Origin of the sequence: Rhizobium sp. NLR8a (assembly GCF_019685235.1) — a bacterium.
In the GTDB taxonomy this organism is placed as follows: domain Bacteria; phylum Pseudomonadota; class Alphaproteobacteria; order Rhizobiales; family Rhizobiaceae; genus Rhizobium.
In genome coordinates this window covers 134161-149944 of sequence record NZ_JABDWI010000007.1, presented here as the reverse complement: position 1 = coordinate 149944, position 15784 = coordinate 134161, and the positions used below count along the sequence as shown (strand labels likewise).

Annotated in this window: 24 protein-coding genes; 7 read left to right on the top strand and 17 right to left on the bottom strand. The window is 58.3% G+C overall.

Features of this window, described 5'->3' with window-relative positions; translation table 11 throughout:
- The 3 genes from accC (at nucleotide 1) to HJC04_RS15010 (ending at nucleotide 2974) form a co-directional block, all read left to right on the top strand.
- Entirely contained in the window at nucleotides 1–1350 is a 1350-nt protein-coding gene (accC, locus tag HJC04_RS15020; protein ID WP_210631546.1) for an acetyl-CoA carboxylase biotin carboxylase subunit, read from the top strand.
- A 7-nt stretch (nucleotides 1351–1357) separates the two neighbouring features.
- Entirely contained in the window at nucleotides 1358–1972 is a 615-nt protein-coding gene (gene aat, locus HJC04_RS15015) for a leucyl/phenylalanyl-tRNA--protein transferase (protein WP_221146552.1), read from the top strand.
- A 75-nt stretch (nucleotides 1973–2047) separates the two neighbouring features.
- Nucleotides 2048–2974: a DUF2167 domain-containing protein gene (locus tag HJC04_RS15010; RefSeq protein WP_221146551.1), complete on the top strand. Its 927-nt coding sequence runs from the start codon at nucleotides 2048–2050 to the stop codon at nucleotides 2972–2974.
- Between the two features lie 71 nt (nucleotides 2975–3045).
- Here the strand turns inward: HJC04_RS15010 and HJC04_RS15005 are convergent, their stop codons facing one another.
- The 5 genes from HJC04_RS15005 to gatB all read right to left on the bottom strand — a co-directional run bounded on the left by HJC04_RS15005 (nucleotide 3046) and on the right by gatB (nucleotide 6583).
- Entirely contained in the window at nucleotides 3046–3480 is a 435-nt protein-coding gene (locus HJC04_RS15005) for a DUF2155 domain-containing protein (RefSeq protein WP_210631549.1), read from the bottom strand.
- Between the two features lie 114 nt (nucleotides 3481–3594).
- Nucleotides 3595–3993, bottom strand: a complete 399-nt coding sequence (locus HJC04_RS15000) for an NADH:ubiquinone oxidoreductase subunit NDUFA12 (protein WP_064712858.1) — start codon at nucleotides 3991–3993, stop codon at nucleotides 3595–3597.
- A 102-nt stretch (nucleotides 3994–4095) separates the two neighbouring features.
- Nucleotides 4096–4569: a GNAT family N-acetyltransferase gene (locus HJC04_RS14995; RefSeq protein WP_221146550.1), complete on the bottom strand. Its 474-nt coding sequence runs from the start codon at nucleotides 4567–4569 to the stop codon at nucleotides 4096–4098.
- Nucleotides 4570–4573: 4 nt separating this feature from the next.
- Nucleotides 4574–5077 (bottom strand): GNAT family N-acetyltransferase, encoded by a 504-nt coding sequence (locus tag HJC04_RS14990; protein WP_221146549.1) that lies wholly within the window; start codon nucleotides 5075–5077, stop codon nucleotides 4574–4576.
- A 3-nt stretch (nucleotides 5078–5080) separates the two neighbouring features.
- Nucleotides 5081–6583, bottom strand: a complete 1503-nt coding sequence (gene gatB / locus HJC04_RS14985) for an Asp-tRNA(Asn)/Glu-tRNA(Gln) amidotransferase subunit GatB (RefSeq protein WP_210631552.1) — start codon at nucleotides 6581–6583, stop codon at nucleotides 5081–5083.
- A 141-nt stretch (nucleotides 6584–6724) separates the two neighbouring features.
- Between gatB and HJC04_RS14980 the strand changes: the two genes are divergently transcribed.
- Entirely contained in the window at nucleotides 6725–7036 is a 312-nt protein-coding gene (locus HJC04_RS14980) for a DUF1294 domain-containing protein (RefSeq protein ID WP_221146548.1), read from the top strand.
- Between the two features lie 3 nt (nucleotides 7037–7039).
- Here HJC04_RS14980 and HJC04_RS14975 read toward each other — a convergent pair whose 3' ends face one another.
- Nucleotides 7040–7549: a GNAT family N-acetyltransferase gene (locus tag HJC04_RS14975; RefSeq protein WP_221122841.1), complete on the bottom strand. Its 510-nt coding sequence runs from the start codon at nucleotides 7547–7549 to the stop codon at nucleotides 7040–7042.
- Between the two features lie 299 nt (nucleotides 7550–7848).
- Here HJC04_RS14975 and HJC04_RS14970 point away from each other — a divergent pair, with 299 nt between their 5' ends.
- Nucleotides 7849–8106: a YjhX family toxin gene (locus tag HJC04_RS14970; protein ID WP_221146547.1), complete on the top strand. Its 258-nt coding sequence runs from the start codon at nucleotides 7849–7851 to the stop codon at nucleotides 8104–8106.
- A 118-nt stretch (nucleotides 8107–8224) separates the two neighbouring features.
- On the opposite strand, the gene HJC04_RS14965 is transcribed toward HJC04_RS14970, so the two are convergent.
- The 5 genes from HJC04_RS14965 to HJC04_RS14945 all read right to left on the bottom strand — a co-directional run bounded on the left by HJC04_RS14965 (nucleotide 8225) and on the right by HJC04_RS14945 (nucleotide 11039).
- Nucleotides 8225–8764, bottom strand: coding sequence for a hypothetical protein (locus tag HJC04_RS14965; protein ID WP_221122839.1), 540 nt, complete (start codon nucleotides 8762–8764; stop codon nucleotides 8225–8227).
- Nucleotides 8765–8815: 51 nt separating this feature from the next.
- On the bottom strand, nucleotides 8816–9037 hold the full coding sequence (locus HJC04_RS14960) for a hypothetical protein (protein WP_221122838.1): 222 nt from the start codon (nucleotides 9035–9037) through the stop codon (nucleotides 8816–8818).
- Nucleotides 9009–9293, bottom strand: a complete 285-nt coding sequence (locus HJC04_RS32235) for an immunity 53 family protein (RefSeq protein ID WP_221122837.1) — start codon at nucleotides 9291–9293, stop codon at nucleotides 9009–9011. The genes HJC04_RS14960 and HJC04_RS32235 overlap by 29 nt, the downstream gene beginning before the upstream one ends.
- The gene (locus HJC04_RS14950) at nucleotides 9293–10468 is read right to left on the bottom strand and encodes an RHS repeat-associated core domain-containing protein (RefSeq protein WP_221146546.1); all 1176 of its coding nucleotides are present in this window, start codon (nucleotides 10466–10468) and stop codon (nucleotides 9293–9295) included. Before HJC04_RS14950 ends, HJC04_RS32235 begins: the two co-directional genes overlap by 1 nt.
- Before the next feature lie 112 nt (nucleotides 10469–10580).
- Complete coding sequence (locus tag HJC04_RS14945; protein WP_221122835.1) at nucleotides 10581–11039, bottom strand: hypothetical protein; 459 nt, start codon at nucleotides 11037–11039, stop codon at nucleotides 10581–10583.
- Between the two features lie 49 nt (nucleotides 11040–11088).
- On the opposite strand from HJC04_RS14945, the gene HJC04_RS32230 reads away from it, so the two are divergent.
- Entirely contained in the window at nucleotides 11089–11502 is a 414-nt protein-coding gene (locus HJC04_RS32230) for an RHS repeat-associated core domain-containing protein (RefSeq protein ID WP_405048884.1), read from the top strand.
- Here the strand turns inward: HJC04_RS32230 and HJC04_RS14935 are convergent.
- Both HJC04_RS14935 and HJC04_RS14930 read right to left on the bottom strand, forming a co-directional pair.
- A complete protein-coding gene (locus HJC04_RS14935) occupies nucleotides 11420–12073 on the bottom strand; it encodes a hypothetical protein (protein ID WP_221122876.1) in 654 nt (217 codons plus the stop codon). The two genes, HJC04_RS32230 and HJC04_RS14935, sit on opposite strands and share 83 nt — an antisense overlap.
- A gap of 289 nt (nucleotides 12074–12362) precedes the next feature.
- Complete coding sequence (locus HJC04_RS14930) at nucleotides 12363–12824, bottom strand: hypothetical protein (RefSeq protein ID WP_221122833.1); 462 nt, start codon at nucleotides 12822–12824, stop codon at nucleotides 12363–12365.
- 22 nt (nucleotides 12825–12846) lie between these two features.
- Between HJC04_RS14930 and HJC04_RS14925 the strand changes: the two genes are divergently transcribed.
- Nucleotides 12847–13011 carry a hypothetical protein gene (locus tag HJC04_RS14925; RefSeq protein WP_221122832.1) on the top strand — a complete coding sequence of 55 codons (165 nt, stop codon included), beginning with the start codon at nucleotides 12847–12849 and terminating at the stop codon, nucleotides 13009–13011.
- A 118-nt stretch (nucleotides 13012–13129) separates the two neighbouring features.
- Here the strand turns inward: HJC04_RS14925 and HJC04_RS14920 are convergent, their stop codons facing one another.
- The 4 genes from HJC04_RS14920 to gatC are packed head-to-tail and all read right to left on the bottom strand — an operon-like array spanning nucleotide 13130 to nucleotide 15744.
- Nucleotides 13130–13405, bottom strand: coding sequence for a hypothetical protein (locus HJC04_RS14920; protein ID WP_210628097.1), 276 nt, complete (start codon nucleotides 13403–13405; stop codon nucleotides 13130–13132).
- Nucleotides 13406–13431: 26 nt separating this feature from the next.
- On the bottom strand, nucleotides 13432–13926 hold the full coding sequence (locus HJC04_RS14915) for a GNAT family N-acetyltransferase (protein WP_210628098.1): 495 nt from the start codon (nucleotides 13924–13926) through the stop codon (nucleotides 13432–13434).
- Complete coding sequence (gene gatA / locus HJC04_RS14910; RefSeq protein WP_210628099.1) at nucleotides 13917–15398, bottom strand: Asp-tRNA(Asn)/Glu-tRNA(Gln) amidotransferase subunit GatA; 1482 nt, start codon at nucleotides 15396–15398, stop codon at nucleotides 13917–13919. Before gatA ends, HJC04_RS14915 begins: the two co-directional genes overlap by 10 nt.
- A gap of 58 nt (nucleotides 15399–15456) precedes the next feature.
- Complete coding sequence (gene gatC, locus HJC04_RS14905) at nucleotides 15457–15744, bottom strand: Asp-tRNA(Asn)/Glu-tRNA(Gln) amidotransferase subunit GatC (protein WP_009992749.1); 288 nt, start codon at nucleotides 15742–15744, stop codon at nucleotides 15457–15459.
- Between the last annotated feature and the right edge of the window lie 40 nt (nucleotides 15745–15784).

Sequence of the window (15784 nt, the reverse complement as noted above, 5' to 3'; positions counted from 1 at the left end):
ATGATTTCGAAAATCCTCATCGCCAATCGCGGGGAAATCGCCCTTCGCGTGCTTCGGGCCTGCAAGGAGCTCGGCATCGCATGCGTCGCGGTGCATTCCACCGCCGACGCCGATGCCATGCATGTGCGTCTTGCCGACGAAAGCGTGTGCATCGGTCCGCCCTCCTCGCGCGAGAGCTATCTCAACATCCATCAGATCGTCGCGGCCTGCGAGATCACCGGCGCCGACGCCGTGCATCCGGGCTACGGCTTCCTGTCCGAGAATGCCAAGTTCGCCGATATCCTCGAAGCGCACGGCATCACCTTCATCGGGCCGACGGCGGATCATATTCGTATCATGGGCGACAAGATCACCGCCAAGACGACGGCGCTGGAGCTTGGCATTCCCGTCGTTCCCGGCTCGGACGGCGAGGTGAAGACCGAAGAGGACGCGCTGCGGACGGCCGCCGAAATCGGCTATCCCGTGCTGATCAAGGCAACGGCCGGCGGCGGCGGGCGCGGCATGAAGGTCGCCAAGAGCGAGGCCGATCTGATCGAAGCCTGGTCGACGGCGCGCACTGAGGCGGCAGCCGCCTTCGGCAACGATGCCGTCTACATGGAAAAATATCTCGGCAAGCCGCGCCACATCGAAATCCAGGTGTTCGGTGACGGTGAAGGCAACGCCATTCATCTCGGCGAACGCGACTGCTCGCTGCAGCGCCGCCACCAGAAGGTCTGGGAAGAAGCGAATTCGCCTGCGCTCAATGTCGAGCAGCGCATGAAGATCGGCCAGATCTGCGCCGATGCCATGAAGAAGCTGAAATATCGCGGCGCCGGCACGATCGAATTCCTCTACGAGAACGGCGAGTTCTATTTCATCGAAATGAACACCCGTTTGCAGGTGGAGCATCCGATCACCGAAGCGATCACCGGCATCGACCTGGTGCACGAGCAGATCCGCGTCGCCTCCGGCGGCGGTCTCTCGGTGACGCAGGACGAGGTGCACTTCTCCGGCCATGCCATCGAATGCCGGATCAATGCCGAGGACGCGCGCACTTTCGTGCCCTCGCCCGGAACGATCACCCATTTCCATGCGCCGGGTGGCCTTGGCGTGCGCATCGATTCCGGCGCCTATCAGGGTTACAAGATCCCGCCTTATTACGACAGCCTCATCGGCAAGCTGATCGTGCACGGCCGCACCCGTGTCGAATGCATGATGCGCCTGCGCCGCGCCCTCGATGAATTCGTCGTCGACGGGATCAAGACGACGCTGCCGTTGTTCCAGGATCTCGTCTCCAACCAGGATATCGCCAACGGCGACTATGACATCCACTGGCTGGAACATTACCTCGCCAACACGCCGGCGGCATAGGACAGGAATGGCAGGATCGCGCAGGAAGTCACCAGGCATAACCCCTGATATCCTCCTGCGCGCCTATTCCATCGGCCTGTTTCCGATGGCCGAGTCCGCCGACGACCCGGAGATCTTCTGGGTCGAACCGGAATTGCGCGGCGTTCTGCCGCTCGATAATTTCCATATCTCGAAAAGTCTCGCCAAGACGGTGCGCAGGAAACCCTTCGACATCCGATTCGATCACGCGTTCGACCAGGTGATCGCGGCTTGCGCCGAGGAAACATCGGGGCGCCCGAGCACCTGGATCAACCAGACGATCCGGTCGCTATATTCCACGCTGTTCGAAATCGGTCATGCCCATACCGTTGAAGCCTGGGACGGCGATCAACTGGTCGGCGGTCTCTACGGCGTCTCGCTTGGCTCGGCCTTCTTCGGCGAAAGCATGTTTTCACGCCGGACGGACGCCTCGAAAATCTGCCTTGTACACCTGGTCGACCGGCTGAGGGAAAAGGGCTTCACGCTGCTCGACACGCAGTTCACCACCGAGCACCTGAAGACGTTCGGAGCGATCGACGTGCCGAAGGCTGAATATGCGTTGCTGCTTGCCATCGCGATGGAATCGCCACACCTGGAGTTTTGAGCGTGATCGTTTCATCCCTGCGTTGCTTTTCGAGCCGAATTGAGTAGGTTTGGCCTTGCAACGGCGGATAGAATTTTGAAACGATATTTTGCGGCCGCAATCCTTTTCGCCTTATTCACGGGTCAAGCCGAGGCACGCCCTTACCAGGAGATGTTCCCTGCCAGGGCTTTTTCGGACGCAGAAAAACCATTGCTGCAAAAGCTCGACTTTCAGCAGGGCGCGATCAAGCTGCCTGCTGCACAGGCAACGCTGAACATCCCCGAAGGCTTCTACTATCTCAATTCCGCGGATACGAAGAAGGTGCTGGTCGATATCTGGGGAAATCCGCCGCAAGCGGCGGAGGGAACGATGGGGATGATCTTCCCGGCGAAATACGCGCCGACCGATATCGAGGCCTGGGGTTCCATCGTCGAATACAGCGCCGACGGTTATGTCTCAGACGCCGACGCCGCCACGACCGATTACGATGAACTGCTGCAGAACATCAAGGATTCCATCCGCGAAAACAACGTCGAGCGCGAGAAGCAGGGTTTTCAAAAGATCACGCTTGTCGGCTGGGCCTCGACGCCGCATTACGACAAATCTGCGCATGCGATGCATTGGGCGCGCGATCTGCTGTTCGGCGATGATGCGCAAGCCCCGCATACGCTTAACTATTCCGTACGCGTTCTTGGTCGCCAGGGCGTATTCGAGTTCGATTTCGTTGCCGGCCTGAACCAGTTGAAGGAGATCGAGCAGGTCATTCCGACCGTGACGACGCTCGTGCAGTTCGACAAGGGAATGGCCTATACCGACTTCGTCGAAGGCGACAAGATCGCAGCCTACGGAATGGCCGGGATGATCGCCGCGGGTGCTGGCGCCAAGATCGCCGCAAAGGTAGGGCTCCTGGCGCTTGCCGCCGCCTTCCTGAAAAAGGCCGGCATCCTTATTGTCGTCGTGCTTGGCGGTGCGCTTCGGTTTGCCAAAGGTCTTTTCACCCGAAACAAGACACCCACGGCATAGGCTCGCGGCTTAACCAGGAGACGGCGCGGAAATTGTGAAGATTTTTCGGAGCCTGTCCCAGCTGATATCAATCAGCGGGCTGTCGCCTTGTCCGGAGCCGGGACGTCCGAGCTTGTCTTGCAGTCCTTCAGCCAGACGTCGTAGATCGGATGCTCGACCGCATTGAGGCCGGGGCTGTCGGCAAACATCCAGCCGGTAAAGATGCGGCGGATCTTGCGGTCAAGGGTGATTTCGTCGACTTCGACAAAGCCGTCGATCTTCTGTGCTTCCGCCTGGTCGCGCGAATAGCAGGCCTTCGGCGTCACCTGCAGCGCGCCGAACTGTACCGTCTCATTGACATAGACATCGAACGTCGTGATGCGGCCGGTGATCTTGTCGAGGCCGGAGAAGACGGCAACCGGATTGTCGATGCGTGCGGCATGCGCCGCAACCGGTGGAAGCAGAGCCGAGAGCGCCAGCAGCGATCCGGCGCCACGCAGGACCATGTTCCGCGTGAAGAGCTTCATATGCACCCGTCTCCAGATATTTTCGGTTCACGGCCGCGGTCTAGCGCGGCCAACCTGCGGGTAAAGGTCAATTGTGGCCAAAAGCCGGGCTTGCGATCGCCCGGTCGGGCCGTCTCAGTTGCCGGGCGTCCAGGCGTCGTAATCGCCGGTGACGCGCGGCCGCTCGCCGGGAACCGCGAGCGAGCCCGGCGGACGGTAAGCCTGCGGCGAACCGGTGAGGTTCGGACGATGCGCCTTCTGCCATTCCCTGGCGACGTAGTTTTCCTTGGACGGCGGAACATCGGTGCGATGATGCATCCAACCATGCCAGCCCGGCGGAATGGCGGAGGCTTCGGCATAGCCCTTGTAGATCACCCAGCGCTTCGGCAGACCATAGGAAGACATGCCGCCTTCATAATAGACGTTGCCGAATTCATCCTCGCCGACGCGCTTGCCAAAACGCCAGGTCGCAAAACGCGTGCCTATCGTCTGACTGTTCCACCAGGTGAAGATTTGAACCAGAAGATTCCGCATGTCTTTTCCTTGTGCCCGCCAGTGCGGGCCAAACCAGAATTTAGCTCCTCGCTTATGCCGTCGCCAAGCCGAATTGTCCAGCGATTCCACGAGAGGCAGGGGTCATTTCAAGGCCATCTTGAAGCCGAGATGCGAAGGCTTGAAGCCAAGCCTTTCGTAGAAACGATGGGCATCCCTGCGTATGGCATTCGACGTCGGCTGTACCAGCCGCACGCCGCGGCCTTTTGCCTCTGATATGGCGAATTCGATCATTCCGGTGCCGATGCCCTGCCCGCGCATGTCAGCCCGCGTCTGCACCGCCTCGATGATCATCGTCGAAGAACCACGGCCTGTCAGCGAGGTCGTGAGCATCATCTGGAACGTGCCGACGACTTCGCGGCCGCACTCTGCGACATAAAGCGTCTGGTCGGGCGAAGCCTCAATGACGGCGAAGGCCCTGGCATAATCGGCAAAAGCCCCGGCAACCGTCGTATCGCCGTGACCGCCGAGAGCATCGGCGGCAAACAGCGCCACAAGCGCCGGCAGATCATCCCTGTGCGCTTCGCGAATGAGAATATCGGACAACTTGACCGCCACGGGATCAATGCCCTTCCAGCGGTTTTTCGAAAATCAGCGAGGGAATGCCGGATTGTCCGGGCCCGCTGTTCTCATTGCGGCCGACTTCGGTGAAGCCATGCGCCCGGTAGAAGGCGATCGCCGCCGCATTCTGCGGCTCGACTTCCAGGCGCATGATCTCAGCATCCGGAAAGCAGGTTTCGAGCTCGGCGAAGACATCGCGGCCGATGCCCTGGCGCTGCAGCGACGGACTGACATAGAGGAGATGCAGCATGACCGTCTTCGTCAGCGCGTGCGACATCGCCGCATAACCCACGCCGCCGATGTTGCGGCCGTTATCGGCGACGAGGAACTCGGCGTCCCTGCGCACCAGCCGCGCCTTCAGCGCTGCCGGCGTAAAGAGATGGGCGATCAGATCGTCCACCTTTGTTGTGCCGTGGAGCTCGTCATAGGTGGCGTGAAAGCTCTCCGCCAGAAGGACGCGCACCTTCTCGAGGTCGCGCTCTCCGGCGGTGCGGACGAAATACACGGGCTATTCCTCGATGCCGAGCTTCGCCTTGACGAGCGCCTGGACCGCCTGCGGATTGGCCTTGCCGCCGGTCGCCTTCATCACCTGACCGACGAACCATGCCGCCATGGTCGGCTTCGCCTTGACCTTTTCGACCTGTTCGGGATTGGCGGCGATGATCTCGTCCACGGCCTTCTCGATGGCGCCGGTATCCGTCACCTGCTTCATCCCGCGCGATTCGACGATCTCGGCGGGATCGCCGCCCTCGGTCAGCACGATCTCGAAGAGATCCTTGGCGATCTTGCCGGAGATGGTCCCTGATTTGATGAGGTCGATGATCGCGCCGAGCTGTGCCGGCGACACCGGCGTCTGTTCGATGTCCTTGCCGGTACGGTTGAGCGCGCCGAGCAGGTCGTTGATCACCCAGTTTGCCGCCGTCTTGCCGTCGCGGCCGGCGGCCACGGCCTCGAAATAATCGGCGATTGCCTTTTCGGAAACCAGCACCGAGGCATCGTAGACCGACAGGCCGAGTTCACGCACGAAGCGCTCCTTCTTGTCGTCGGGCAGTTCCGGCAGATCGGCTTCGAGCGCCTTGATGAAGGCGTCGTCGAATTCGAGCGGCAGCAGATCCGGATCGGGGAAGTAGCGATAATCATGCGCGTCTTCCTTCGAGCGCATGGAGCGCGTCTCGCCCTTGTTCGGGTCGAAGAGGCGCGTCTCCTGATCGATCGTGCCACCGTCTTCCAGAATGCCGATCTGGCGGCGCGCTTCGTATTCGATCGCCTGGCCGATGAAGCGGATCGAGTTGACGTTCTTGATTTCGCAGCGCGTGCCGAAAGCCTCGCCCGGACGGCGCACGGAGACGTTGACGTCGGCGCGCATCGAGCCTTCATCCATGTTGCCGTCGCAAGTACCGAGGTAACGCACGATCGAACGCAGCTTGGTCATATAGGCCTTGGCCTCGTCGGACGAGCGCATGTCGGGCTTGGAGACGATCTCCATCAGCGCCACGCCGGACCGGTTGAGGTCGACATAGGACATGGTCGCGTGCTGGTCGTGCATCGACTTGCCGGCATCCTGTTCCAGGTGCAGGCGTTCGATGCCGATCTCGATATCCTCGAACTGGCCCTGGCGGTCCGGCCCGAGCGAAATGACGATCTTGCCCTCGCCGACGATCGGATCCTTGTACTGAGAAATCTGATAGCCCTGAGGCAGGTCGGGGTAGAAGTAGTTCTTGCGGTCGAAGACCGAACGCTTGTTGATCTCAGCTTTGAGGCCGAGACCGGTGCGCACGGCCTGCTTGACGCATTCCTCGTTGATGACGGGCAGCATGCCGGGCATGGCGGCATCGACCAGCGAAACATTCGAATTCTGCGGCTTGCCGAATTCCGTCGAAGCGCCGGAGAAGAGCTTCGAATTGGACAGCACCTGGGCATGGACTTCCATGCCGACGATGACTTCCCAGTCGCCGGTGGCGCCGGGGATGAAGCGTTTCGGATCAGGCGTGCGGACGTCGACAATGGTCATCTGATGCTCTTTGCAGGCTGTTCTTTTCCACTGGTGAGGTAAAGGAAATGGCATTCCGGTGCAAGGCTTTCCCCATTGCGGATCGCGGTTTGACGGGGCGACATTTGCCGCTGGTTAACCGGGGCATGGCAGTGTAGCCGCATGACGATGACCGACATCACCAAATTGATCGCACTGTTGCTGGCGCTGAACCTGATCGTCTTTTCGATCTATTTCCTCGACAAGCAGGCGGCGCGCCAGGGCGGATGGCGCATCAGCGAGCGCTCGCTTCTGACTCTTGCGCTGATCGGCGGCAGCCTCGGTGCGCTGGCGGCACAACAGATCCTGCGCCACAAGACGAAAAAGGAACCGTTCCGGTCGATCCTGGCGGCGATCCTGATCCTTCACGGCGCCTTGGCCACGATGCTGGCCCTCGCGACACTATGGGCCCCTCGCCTTCATCTGGATTTTTAAACTTCAGAATTCCTGCCCATATCCGCCTTGGCTTTCCGAAACCAGCGGCTTCGTCAGCCCGACAGAGGGCACGTCTCGGTCAAGCTTCGGATTATAGGCGACCGACAGCCAGTGGATACCGTAACCGTGCTTCCGAAAAAAGCCGATTGCCTCGCTATTGCTGGAATGGGTCTGCACCGCCGCCGTCTCGAAGCCTCGGCCGGCGATATCCTTCTCGATGCGTTCGAGAAGGGCTGAGCCGAGTCCCTGCCGGGTGAAGACGGGATCGATCCAGAAATCCGAGATGGTTTCGTCCAATCCCTCGCGTGCAGCCCAGCCTGCGACCTGGCCGTTCTGCTCGATGACGGTGATTGTCAGCCAATCATTCTCCACGAAGTTGCGAAAGGCGTTGCGCGCCGCGTCGATCATCGCATCCGATTCGCCAATCGACGCCATCGCCTTTTGCCAGGCCCTGAGCCCGATCTCGCTCAATAGCTCCGCTTCCCCGTCGCGGGCATTGCGAATGTGGATCAACGACACCTCCGCGTTACCCCTCCAACTAGAGCACTGAGTCGCGGAATTTACCAGTAGCTGCAAAGGGATGATCAAGCGAAACCAGCGTTTTCGACCGGATTTCACCGACAGGGATGCGCTTGACCGCTTTTTCGGGGCTGAATAATAGATATTTTATGTTGAGCCAGTCTGAGAGCCGGTAAAGGCCCTGCCCGCAAGTTTTCTTGCGCGCATGGGCCCGAAAAAACGAAGCCCTGACGTTCGAATGAGCGCCAGATCGTTTTTGTGCGCCCCTACGGCGCGATACCGGATCTCACAACATGGACATTTCCCGCACGGAGCAGCGCATCCTGCATCTCATGGCCCAAGGCGGCCGTATCGAAATTACCCGCGACGACAACAGAAAAATCGAGAACGTCAGTTGCTTCACCCGCGACGGCTGGCTCTATCCCGGCGTCGACCTCGACCTTTTCCGCAGGCTGAAGCGGCTGAAGGCGATCAAGTCCTCAGGCGGTCAACCTTACCGGATTAATGAACGAGGGTTGAGGCTGGTGAGGTCGCAGCTGGACAATAGATAGGTCAAGTAACTAACTCACTCACTCTGATCGCGCCCTAATCGGGGCGCGGTTCACTTCCGCCTCAGAGCAAGCTGACGTGTGTCACACGCGAGTGGTTCCTGGCCTGATGCGACGTCCGCTACTTCTTGCGCCAAGAGTTGATTTCTTTAGCGAGCTGCGGATCGTGTCGTAGTTCCTCGACCGCATCTTTGCTGATAGCGCCTTTCGAGCGCCTCAAGGGTCCAATCAGCAAGAGGCGGCTTTCTCCATTGGAGGGATCTTTTGCCAATCGAATAAGGTCATGAAGCCTCTCTTCAGTTACTGATCCGGAAAGCGCGCAAGCCAAACCTTCCTTGAACCCCAAGACAAATTCCGTTTCCTCATCGGGGAAAACAGGGCCTTTGCCTTGCTTCGCGTTGATGTATTGCTGAACAAGGAAGTCCCAATATTCGCCGCCCGCGGGAACCGCTAGAGCTCTAGCAATCCCGCTTCGTGTTCGATCAGAGTAAGGCAATTGCAAATGCTTCATCAAGATCGGTACCAAATTCGGATATCCACTTCTGCTGTTAACCAGGTCCCAAACCGAGGTGATGTTCGCGCCTGCCTCGCGCAGGTCTTTCACCACAGGTTGTTCCTCTTCAAGCAGGCGAGCGTCGCGAATGGCCCAAATATCGCTCATTCTATCCTCCCAAATCTGCTGTCCCAGGTCAGTGCGCGGCTGCCGTCGAGACTATGTTGCCGTTGGCGTCATAGTCGCATGGTCGATGGTCTTGGCGCGGATCTGGGTTGCCGCATACGGACGGATCGCCGCTGGATTCGGATGGATATAGGCGCCGATCCGCGTGCGCGACAGCAGGCTGCCGCTCGGCGAATAGCTGTAGATCTCGTCGAGGGTCTTGTCGCCGGCATTGTCGGTCGTCGAACTATTCGGCCCAAGTGAGAAAACTTTCAATCATCTCGTTAAGATTGAGTGGACCGCCAAATGCCTCGAAGCTTTGATCATTTCTGCGAGCAACAAACCAATTACGATCTGATCTTTCAACTCGCACCTCTTCGAAGTCCCTATCTTGGAGGGCAGTTCCCTTGAGGTCAACTTTCATCGACCAACCAGGGTTGTCTATGGTGTCAATTTTAACCCCGCGATCCTCGTGCCATTCGTCTACGCATTGGCGCTCAAACCAGGCACAGAGTCTTGAAACGGTATCCATTAGTTACCCCACCTTTCAATGATCTTTAGCGCTGTTCTGATGTCATCCCACGTCGCCGCCCTTGTAGTGCCAGGGCTGAGGCTCGTCCTACCATCCGGTGCCTCATGTAGCTTTTGGAATTTCACATGTGGAGCTGGGATTTCCTGACCTAGTGATTTCTCAAAGTGCGGCTTTCCAGCCAGATCAATATGCCATCGGCCGGAGGGCGTCATAACGGAAACGCGGTTTTTTCCGATCCGCTGCGCGAGATTTGCGCCTGCCTCTTCAACGGTCAATATCCTGGATGAGAGTTTCTTCGCTGCCTCCGCACCCAGCTTCTCGATCACCTTGCCTTCTGGTCCCCCAACAAGTGAAGCGGCTGTGAGAACACCGACACCTATCCGCCAAGCACTCCTATTGCGTATTCCATCATAAATATCCGGTAGACCTGTTTGATCTGCAGCTGTCTTCGCGACTGTCACGGTTGCGGCCTGCACGTCTTTCCCGGCCCGGTCAGCTAGCACTTGGTCACTTTGCCGGCTGTGAGGATTTTGACCATAAAGGCTGCCGATAAAATCGCTAAAGAAGCCTGTTGTGCTAGTTCCGCTGAGCTGGCCCCATTGGTGCCCATTCGGATCGGACTTATTGACGGGATCATTTTCGGAGTAGCTGTAGCGGTTGGTGCCGACGCCCTCCTTGGTCGGATCCCAATCATCCGGCGAGATGAACCGCCCGAACGCCGGATCGTAATACCTGGCATTGAGATACATCAGCCCGGTTTCGGCATCGAAGCGTTCGCCGATGTAGCTCTTCTTGGTCTGGAAGCTGGTGTTGGTGGCTTCGCCATAGGCGGCATAGCCGGTCTGTTCGATACGATAGCCGCTTTCGTTGGTCACCTGCCGAACCGAGGCGAGATGATCGCGGTGCAGGAAGAACTTGTCCTGCTCGGTGCTGCCTGATGTGACGGCGATCTTGGCGTCGGGATGCGGATAGAGCGTGTAGATGTCGGTGCCGGGCGTCGAGCGGTCGATCTCGACATTGGCGTCGGGATAGAGCGTCGTGCCGAAGCCCCAGCTCTTCTTCACCCGGGCGCCGTCCGGTCCATAGGCGAAGCTCACCGTGGCGCCGTCCTGGGTGACGCTCGCCAGCCGGTTGGCGCCGTCCCAGGTCAGCGTGCGGGCACCATCCGAGACCATGTTGCCGTTGGCAAAAAGCCGGCCGAAGGCGGTAAGCCGCGAAATACTACAAGTCCGACTTAAGACTCCTTCCTCGCTGCCCGCAAATGATTAGATTCACCCTGTCCTGAACCTAATCCGGCGAGCTACTCGCTCCATCCAACGGAGATACTGTCAAACCTTCTTCACTGAGAATATTTTGGGGCGCTTGATTATAGATCACAAGCTCGTCCCCCCTATTCATAACAAACAGCTCAGATTGGGAGCTCTGAAACACGATACCTTCGATAGCATATTGACCTTTGATCACCCCTAGGAAATCAATGTCTTGGCCGGAGATATTTTCCCAACCACCCCTTCTTGTTGCGTTAACTAGCCTTTCCTGGCCAAGTTCGCCCATGTCTCTCTCCGCCATAGCGACCTTGCCGTGAGCGATTTGCAATGATTCTCCATCGGCTCCGCAACGAAGGGTGAAGGATATTCCAGAACTTAGTTCCAGATAGATCGCTTGAGGATTGTGCATATTCCATTTCCCTTCGAAAACGTGAACCAGGTAAACCACCTCATTCACACGTCCCAACCTTGCTGTCATTCGCTCAATCTCGTCAAAGCACGTCTCACGCTCGGATTATTACGCCTCGGTGCGGCAGGTGACCAACGAAAGCGGCTACCGTATCGAACAGACCGGCTACGCCGCCTATGGCGAAGCCACCAACACCAGCTTCCAGACCAAGAAGAGCTATATCGGCGAACGCTTCGATCCCGAAACCGGCCTGATGTATCTCAATGCCAGATACTACGATCCAGCCTTCGGCCGGTTAATCTCCCCGGATGATTGGGATCCGATACCGAGGAGAGCGTCGGGACGAACCGATACAGCTACTCCGAAAACGATCCCGGCAATAAGTCTGATCCCAATGGGGATGCGCTGGGCTCAAGTATATTCACGATTAGACTTCGCGATACCATTAATCACGTTGATATCGCGCCTAGATCCCGGAACACGTTATCCAAATACTCGCGAACTTCAACAGAGCGATCTAGGCCGGATCTGATGTTTACATTCTCGTACGGCCTAAGAGCAGCACGTATTACACCTGGGCTTGTGCCGCCGATGCTTGAAGCGAGATAGGCATATTCCGCAGCCCTTGCCGCGCCATTACACCAGTCCCACGGCATCCATTTGTAATCACTTATCAGAAGATCGCAAAGTTTGTCCTTCGAGATCAAAAACCCTCCCAGCTCTCGGTCGAAGCGGTGAATGTCGGCTTGAGCCTTCTCAAGCACTAACTCCAAATTCCCGGCATGGTCACTCAACCGCAGCGATGACCGTTCTCCCCATGAGTAGTATTGCCCCAATTGGCACCGCTGATTAAACCGGCCTTCCACCCTACTGTTTCTCCCGCCGTAGTGTTTCAAGCACTTTTCTGCAAAACTAAACGCGGCAATGTTCCGCAGTCCAAAATCACATGCTAGATTGTTGACGGGTCGCCCAAATAAATTCCATTCGACAAAACTCTCCGTCTCGCCATCATTGCTACGGCAGTATAAGAATTTTGATACTTTAATGAAGCCTATCTGCCCCATTTTTTCATCTAGCGCAGATGTGATTTCTTCTAGAAACATTTAGGCGCCGCTCCCATCACTTCACAATCTCGTCGAACAGTATCTTGCTCTCAGATAAGAAAGGACGAAGAACGGCGCTTGGCGCATCGACTGGAGCACAGCCATCACACATGGTTTTGTAAGCAACACTGTTAACTGGGCCGAATTTCGAAGCGCCACCAAATTGCATTACAGAAATATTTTTCAGAACCTTAGCTACGATCAAGCTTCACCGTATCAGACATTGATGTTTTCACCTCGAAACCGACAATGTTTCCGAAAGAGTCGCGCCCCGGATGAAAGCTCTATGTCACGCCGAATCTATTTCCGGCGTCCAACCAGATTCAATTCGCTCGACCAACAACGTATCGTTCCACACCCCACGAATCGACAGCTGATGCTGTTCAGCAGATAACTGCCCGATCCGCCATTCCTTTTCACCATCCCACAGCCACCACACGCCCACCTTCCGCGTAGCCGGGTCTACAACACCGGCACGGAACGTCGGGAATTTCGTGGCGTCAGATGGCAGCGGCACATTGCCAACAATTGACACAATACCTCGATCAACCGCTGCGCTTAGCGGAAAGAAACACATAAACAATGGCCGGCTGTTTACTAAATCGGCAAAACTGTCCGGCCGTGTATCAAAAAATTTCCTAAACACCCGAAGCAACGCACCATATTGCTTATGCTTGTGCGCGTAATGCGCATAAGCTAGTCCTTTCGCGGTGTTGATCTCGATAATATCGCCGATTCTCAGCATCGCCATTTTAGTACCCCGGATAGCCAACTTGTTTCAACAGATCGGCCCACGTTGCTTTGCTCCAGCATATGCAGTTGAGATGCTGTTGATCACGTTCATCAATCCAGCATTTCTGGCCAAACCGTACTTCTCAAAAGAATTTGCACAACAGCCTTGGCAGGTTGAAGACTGTCGGCTGCAGCGCATCCTTTGACGCGGGAGACAAGGAGCCCATCGCGGCCGGGGGTCTGTCAGGTCGCAGCTGGACAATAGATAGGTCGGCGACCAACTCACTCTGGCCGCGCCTTAAACCGGCACGGTCAGGGCAAAGCTCAAGCCTTTGCAGACAATTCCGCCCGCATCGCCGCCCATTCGTCGGCGATCGTGCCCGTGCCGCGGGTCTTGCCGGCGCGGCGATACCAGTAGTCGGCATTCCAGTCATCGCCCTCGATGCGATGGCAGAGGGCGTGGCCCCAGTCGAACGGCTGTTCGCCTTCGTGGCGCTGACAGATATCGTGAACCGCCTGCCAATCAGCGCCCATGGCGAAGCCGCCGGCAGCAAGGCGATCGATTGCATCGATCAGGCGCATAAGATCATTGCCTGCCATGAAGCCCTCCCAGTTTCGGCTGTTGCTCAGCCTACCTGCTTCTCCAGATGCACCTTTTCGAGCGGGACGCCCATGCTCCTGGAGAATTCGATACCGTGCCAGATGATGGTGAAACCGCAGCGTTTGTAAAGCCGGATCGCGCCTATGTTCCTGGCATGCGTGTCGATCCGGGCGGTCGTCAGTCCTTCGGCCGTCATCAGCTCGCACAGATGCAACAGCAGAGCCCCGCCCAACCCCTTGCCCTGATGATTGGGATGCACCCAGAGATCGGACACATAGTTGGGTTGGCCTTCACGTGCGCCCCAGCCGACGATCTCCGCGTCGAGTTCGGCAACGAAGATCTCACCTTTTGTCTCTCGCGGAAACACTGTGAACTCTTGCCTGACTCTGGCAATCACATCGGGGTCGCGATAACTGTGGTCGAAGGCATCGGCTGCGGCCCATGAGGCAAAGCCGACGGCGCCGACCGTTTCGTGGTCGGCAAAGGCTATCTTTCGGATCGTGAGACCCGTTACCACCACTTGGCCGGCGTAAACTTGCCGGCAGCCTGCTCGATGACGTAGGCGGTCTTGAAGAGGGTTTCCTCGTCGAAGGCCTTGCCGATCAGCTGCAGGCCGAGCGGCAGGCCCTTCTGGTCGAGGCCGGCGGGAACGGCGATGCCGGGCAGGCCCGCCATGTTGACCGTCACCGTGAAGATGTCGTTCAGATACATCTTCACCGGATCGGCGGCGAGGTTTTCGTCAGCAACGCCGAAGGCGGAGGACGGCGTCGCCGGCGTCAGGATGGCGTCGACGCCGGCATCGAAGGCCAATTCGAAATCGCGCTTGATCAGCGTGCGGACCTTCTGGGCGCGGATGTAATAGGCGTCGTAGTAGCCGGCCGACAGCACGTAGGTGCCGATCATGATGCGGCGCTTGACTTCCTTGCCGAAACCGGCGGCGCGCGTCTTTTCGTACATGTCGACGATATCCTTGCCGTCGACGCGCAGGCCGTAGCGCACGCCGTCGTACCGCGCGAGGTTCGAGGACGCCTCGGCGGGCGCGACGATGTAATAGGCCGGAAGCGCGTATTTGGTGTGCGGCAGGGAGATATCGACGATCTCGGCGCCGGCATCCTTCAGCCAGGCAATGCCCTGGCGCCACAGGGTCTCGATCTCCTCAGGCATGCCGTCGACGCGGTATTCGTTCGGAATGCCGATCTTCATGCCCTTCAGCGACTGACCGAGGACGGCCTCATAATCGGGCACCGGCAGATCGACGGATGTGGTGTCCTTCGCGTCGACGCTTGCCATCGACTTCAGCAGGATCGCGGCGTCGCGCACATCACGGGCGATCGGGCCTGCCTGGTCGAGCGAGGAAGCAAAGGCGACGGTGCCCCAGCGCGAGCAGCGGCCATAGGTCGGCTTGATGCCGACGGTGCCGGTGAAGGCGGCCGGCTGGCGGATCGAGCCGCCGGTATCGGTCGCGGTGGCGCCGGCGCAAAGATGGGCGGCAACAGCAGCGGCCGAGCCGCCGGAGGAGCCGCCCGGGACGAGTTGCTGGTTGGAGCCCTCTGCCCGCCAGGGATTGATCACCGGGCCGTAATAGGACGTCTCGTTGGACGAGCCCATGGCGAATTCGTCCATGTTCAGCTTGCCGAGCATGACGGCGCCATCATCCCAGAGGTTCTGCGTCACGGTCGACTCGTAACGCGGCTCGAAACCATCGAGAATATGGCTGCAGGCCTGGGTGTGGACGCCGACGGTGGCGAAGAGATCCTTGATGCCGAGCGGGATGCCTTCGAGCTCGCCCGCCGAGCCAGCTGCAATCCGCTCGTCGGACTTCCTGGCCATGACGCGGGCGAGATCCGGCGTTGTTTTTACGTAGGCATTCAGCCGGTCATTGGCCGCATCGATCGCCGAAATATAGGCTTCAGTCAGTTCGATTGCGGTGATTTCCTTGGCGCGGAGCTTCTCGCGGGCTTCGGCAATGGTCAGGCTGGTGAGTTCGCTCATCGTGTTTTCGCTTCGGTCTTGAAAATGGCAACAGGGGCGGAAAGAGGCCTTCGAAGCCTTATTCGACGACTTTCGGCACCAGGAAGAAATTATGGTCGGTGACGGGCGCATTGGCGACGATATCGGCGGCCTTGTTGCCATCGGTCACCTCGTCGGTCCGCTTCTTCATCGCCATCGGGGTCACCGACGTCATCGCCTCGACGCCATCGACGTTGACTTCGGAGAGCTGCTCGACGAAGCCGAGGATGCCGTTCAGCTCGCCGACCATGCGATTTGCCTCATCCTCGGAGACGGCAATACGAGCAAGTTTGGCGACGCGCTTCACGGTGGCAAGATCGACGGACATGGCATTCTCCGGATAGGATTTTTCCTACCCGCTATAAAGG

Bases quoted from the DNA above. Each gene is read 5' to 3' on its own strand.
- gatA (WP_210628099.1), bottom strand. From the start codon at position 15,398: ATGAGCGAACTCACCAGCCTGACCATTGCCGAAGCCCGCGAGAAGCTC.
- HJC04_RS14970 (WP_221146547.1), top strand. From the start codon at position 7,849: ATGGACATTTCCCGCACGGAGCAGCGCATCCTGCATCTCATGGCCCAA.
- HJC04_RS14930 (WP_221122833.1), bottom strand. From the start codon at position 12,824: ATGGCGATGCTGAGAATCGGCGATATTATCGAGATCAACACCGCGAAA.
- HJC04_RS14950 (WP_221146546.1), bottom strand. From the start codon at position 10,468: ATGGTCTCGGATGGTGCCCGCACGCTGACCTGGGACGGCGCCAACCGG.
- gatB (WP_210631552.1), bottom strand. From the start codon at position 6,583: ATGACCATTGTCGACGTCCGCACGCCTGATCCGAAACGCTTCATCCCC.
- HJC04_RS14980 (WP_221146548.1), top strand. From the start codon at position 6,725: ATGACGATGACCGACATCACCAAATTGATCGCACTGTTGCTGGCGCTG.
- HJC04_RS14935 (WP_221122876.1), bottom strand. From the start codon at position 12,073: ATGTTTCTAGAAGAAATCACATCTGCGCTAGATGAAAAAATGGGGCAG.
- HJC04_RS15005 (WP_210631549.1), bottom strand. From the start codon at position 3,480: ATGAAGCTCTTCACGCGGAACATGGTCCTGCGTGGCGCCGGATCGCTG.
- gatC (WP_009992749.1), bottom strand. From the start codon at position 15,744: ATGTCCGTCGATCTTGCCACCGTGAAGCGCGTCGCCAAACTTGCTCGT.
- HJC04_RS32235 (WP_221122837.1), bottom strand. From the start codon at position 9,293: ATGGATACCGTTTCAAGACTCTGTGCCTGGTTTGAGCGCCAATGCGTA.
- HJC04_RS15000 (WP_064712858.1), bottom strand. From the start codon at position 3,993: ATGCGGAATCTTCTGGTTCAAATCTTCACCTGGTGGAACAGTCAGACG.
- aat (WP_221146552.1), top strand. From the start codon at position 1,358: ATGGCAGGATCGCGCAGGAAGTCACCAGGCATAACCCCTGATATCCTC.
- accC (WP_210631546.1), top strand. From the start codon at position 1: ATGATTTCGAAAATCCTCATCGCCAATCGCGGGGAAATCGCCCTTCGC.
- HJC04_RS14945 (WP_221122835.1), bottom strand. From the start codon at position 11,039: ATGACAGCAAGGTTGGGACGTGTGAATGAGGTGGTTTACCTGGTTCAC.
- HJC04_RS14965 (WP_221122839.1), bottom strand. From the start codon at position 8,764: ATGAGCGATATTTGGGCCATTCGCGACGCTCGCCTGCTTGAAGAGGAA.
- HJC04_RS14920 (WP_210628097.1), bottom strand. From the start codon at position 13,405: ATGGCAGGCAATGATCTTATGCGCCTGATCGATGCAATCGATCGCCTT.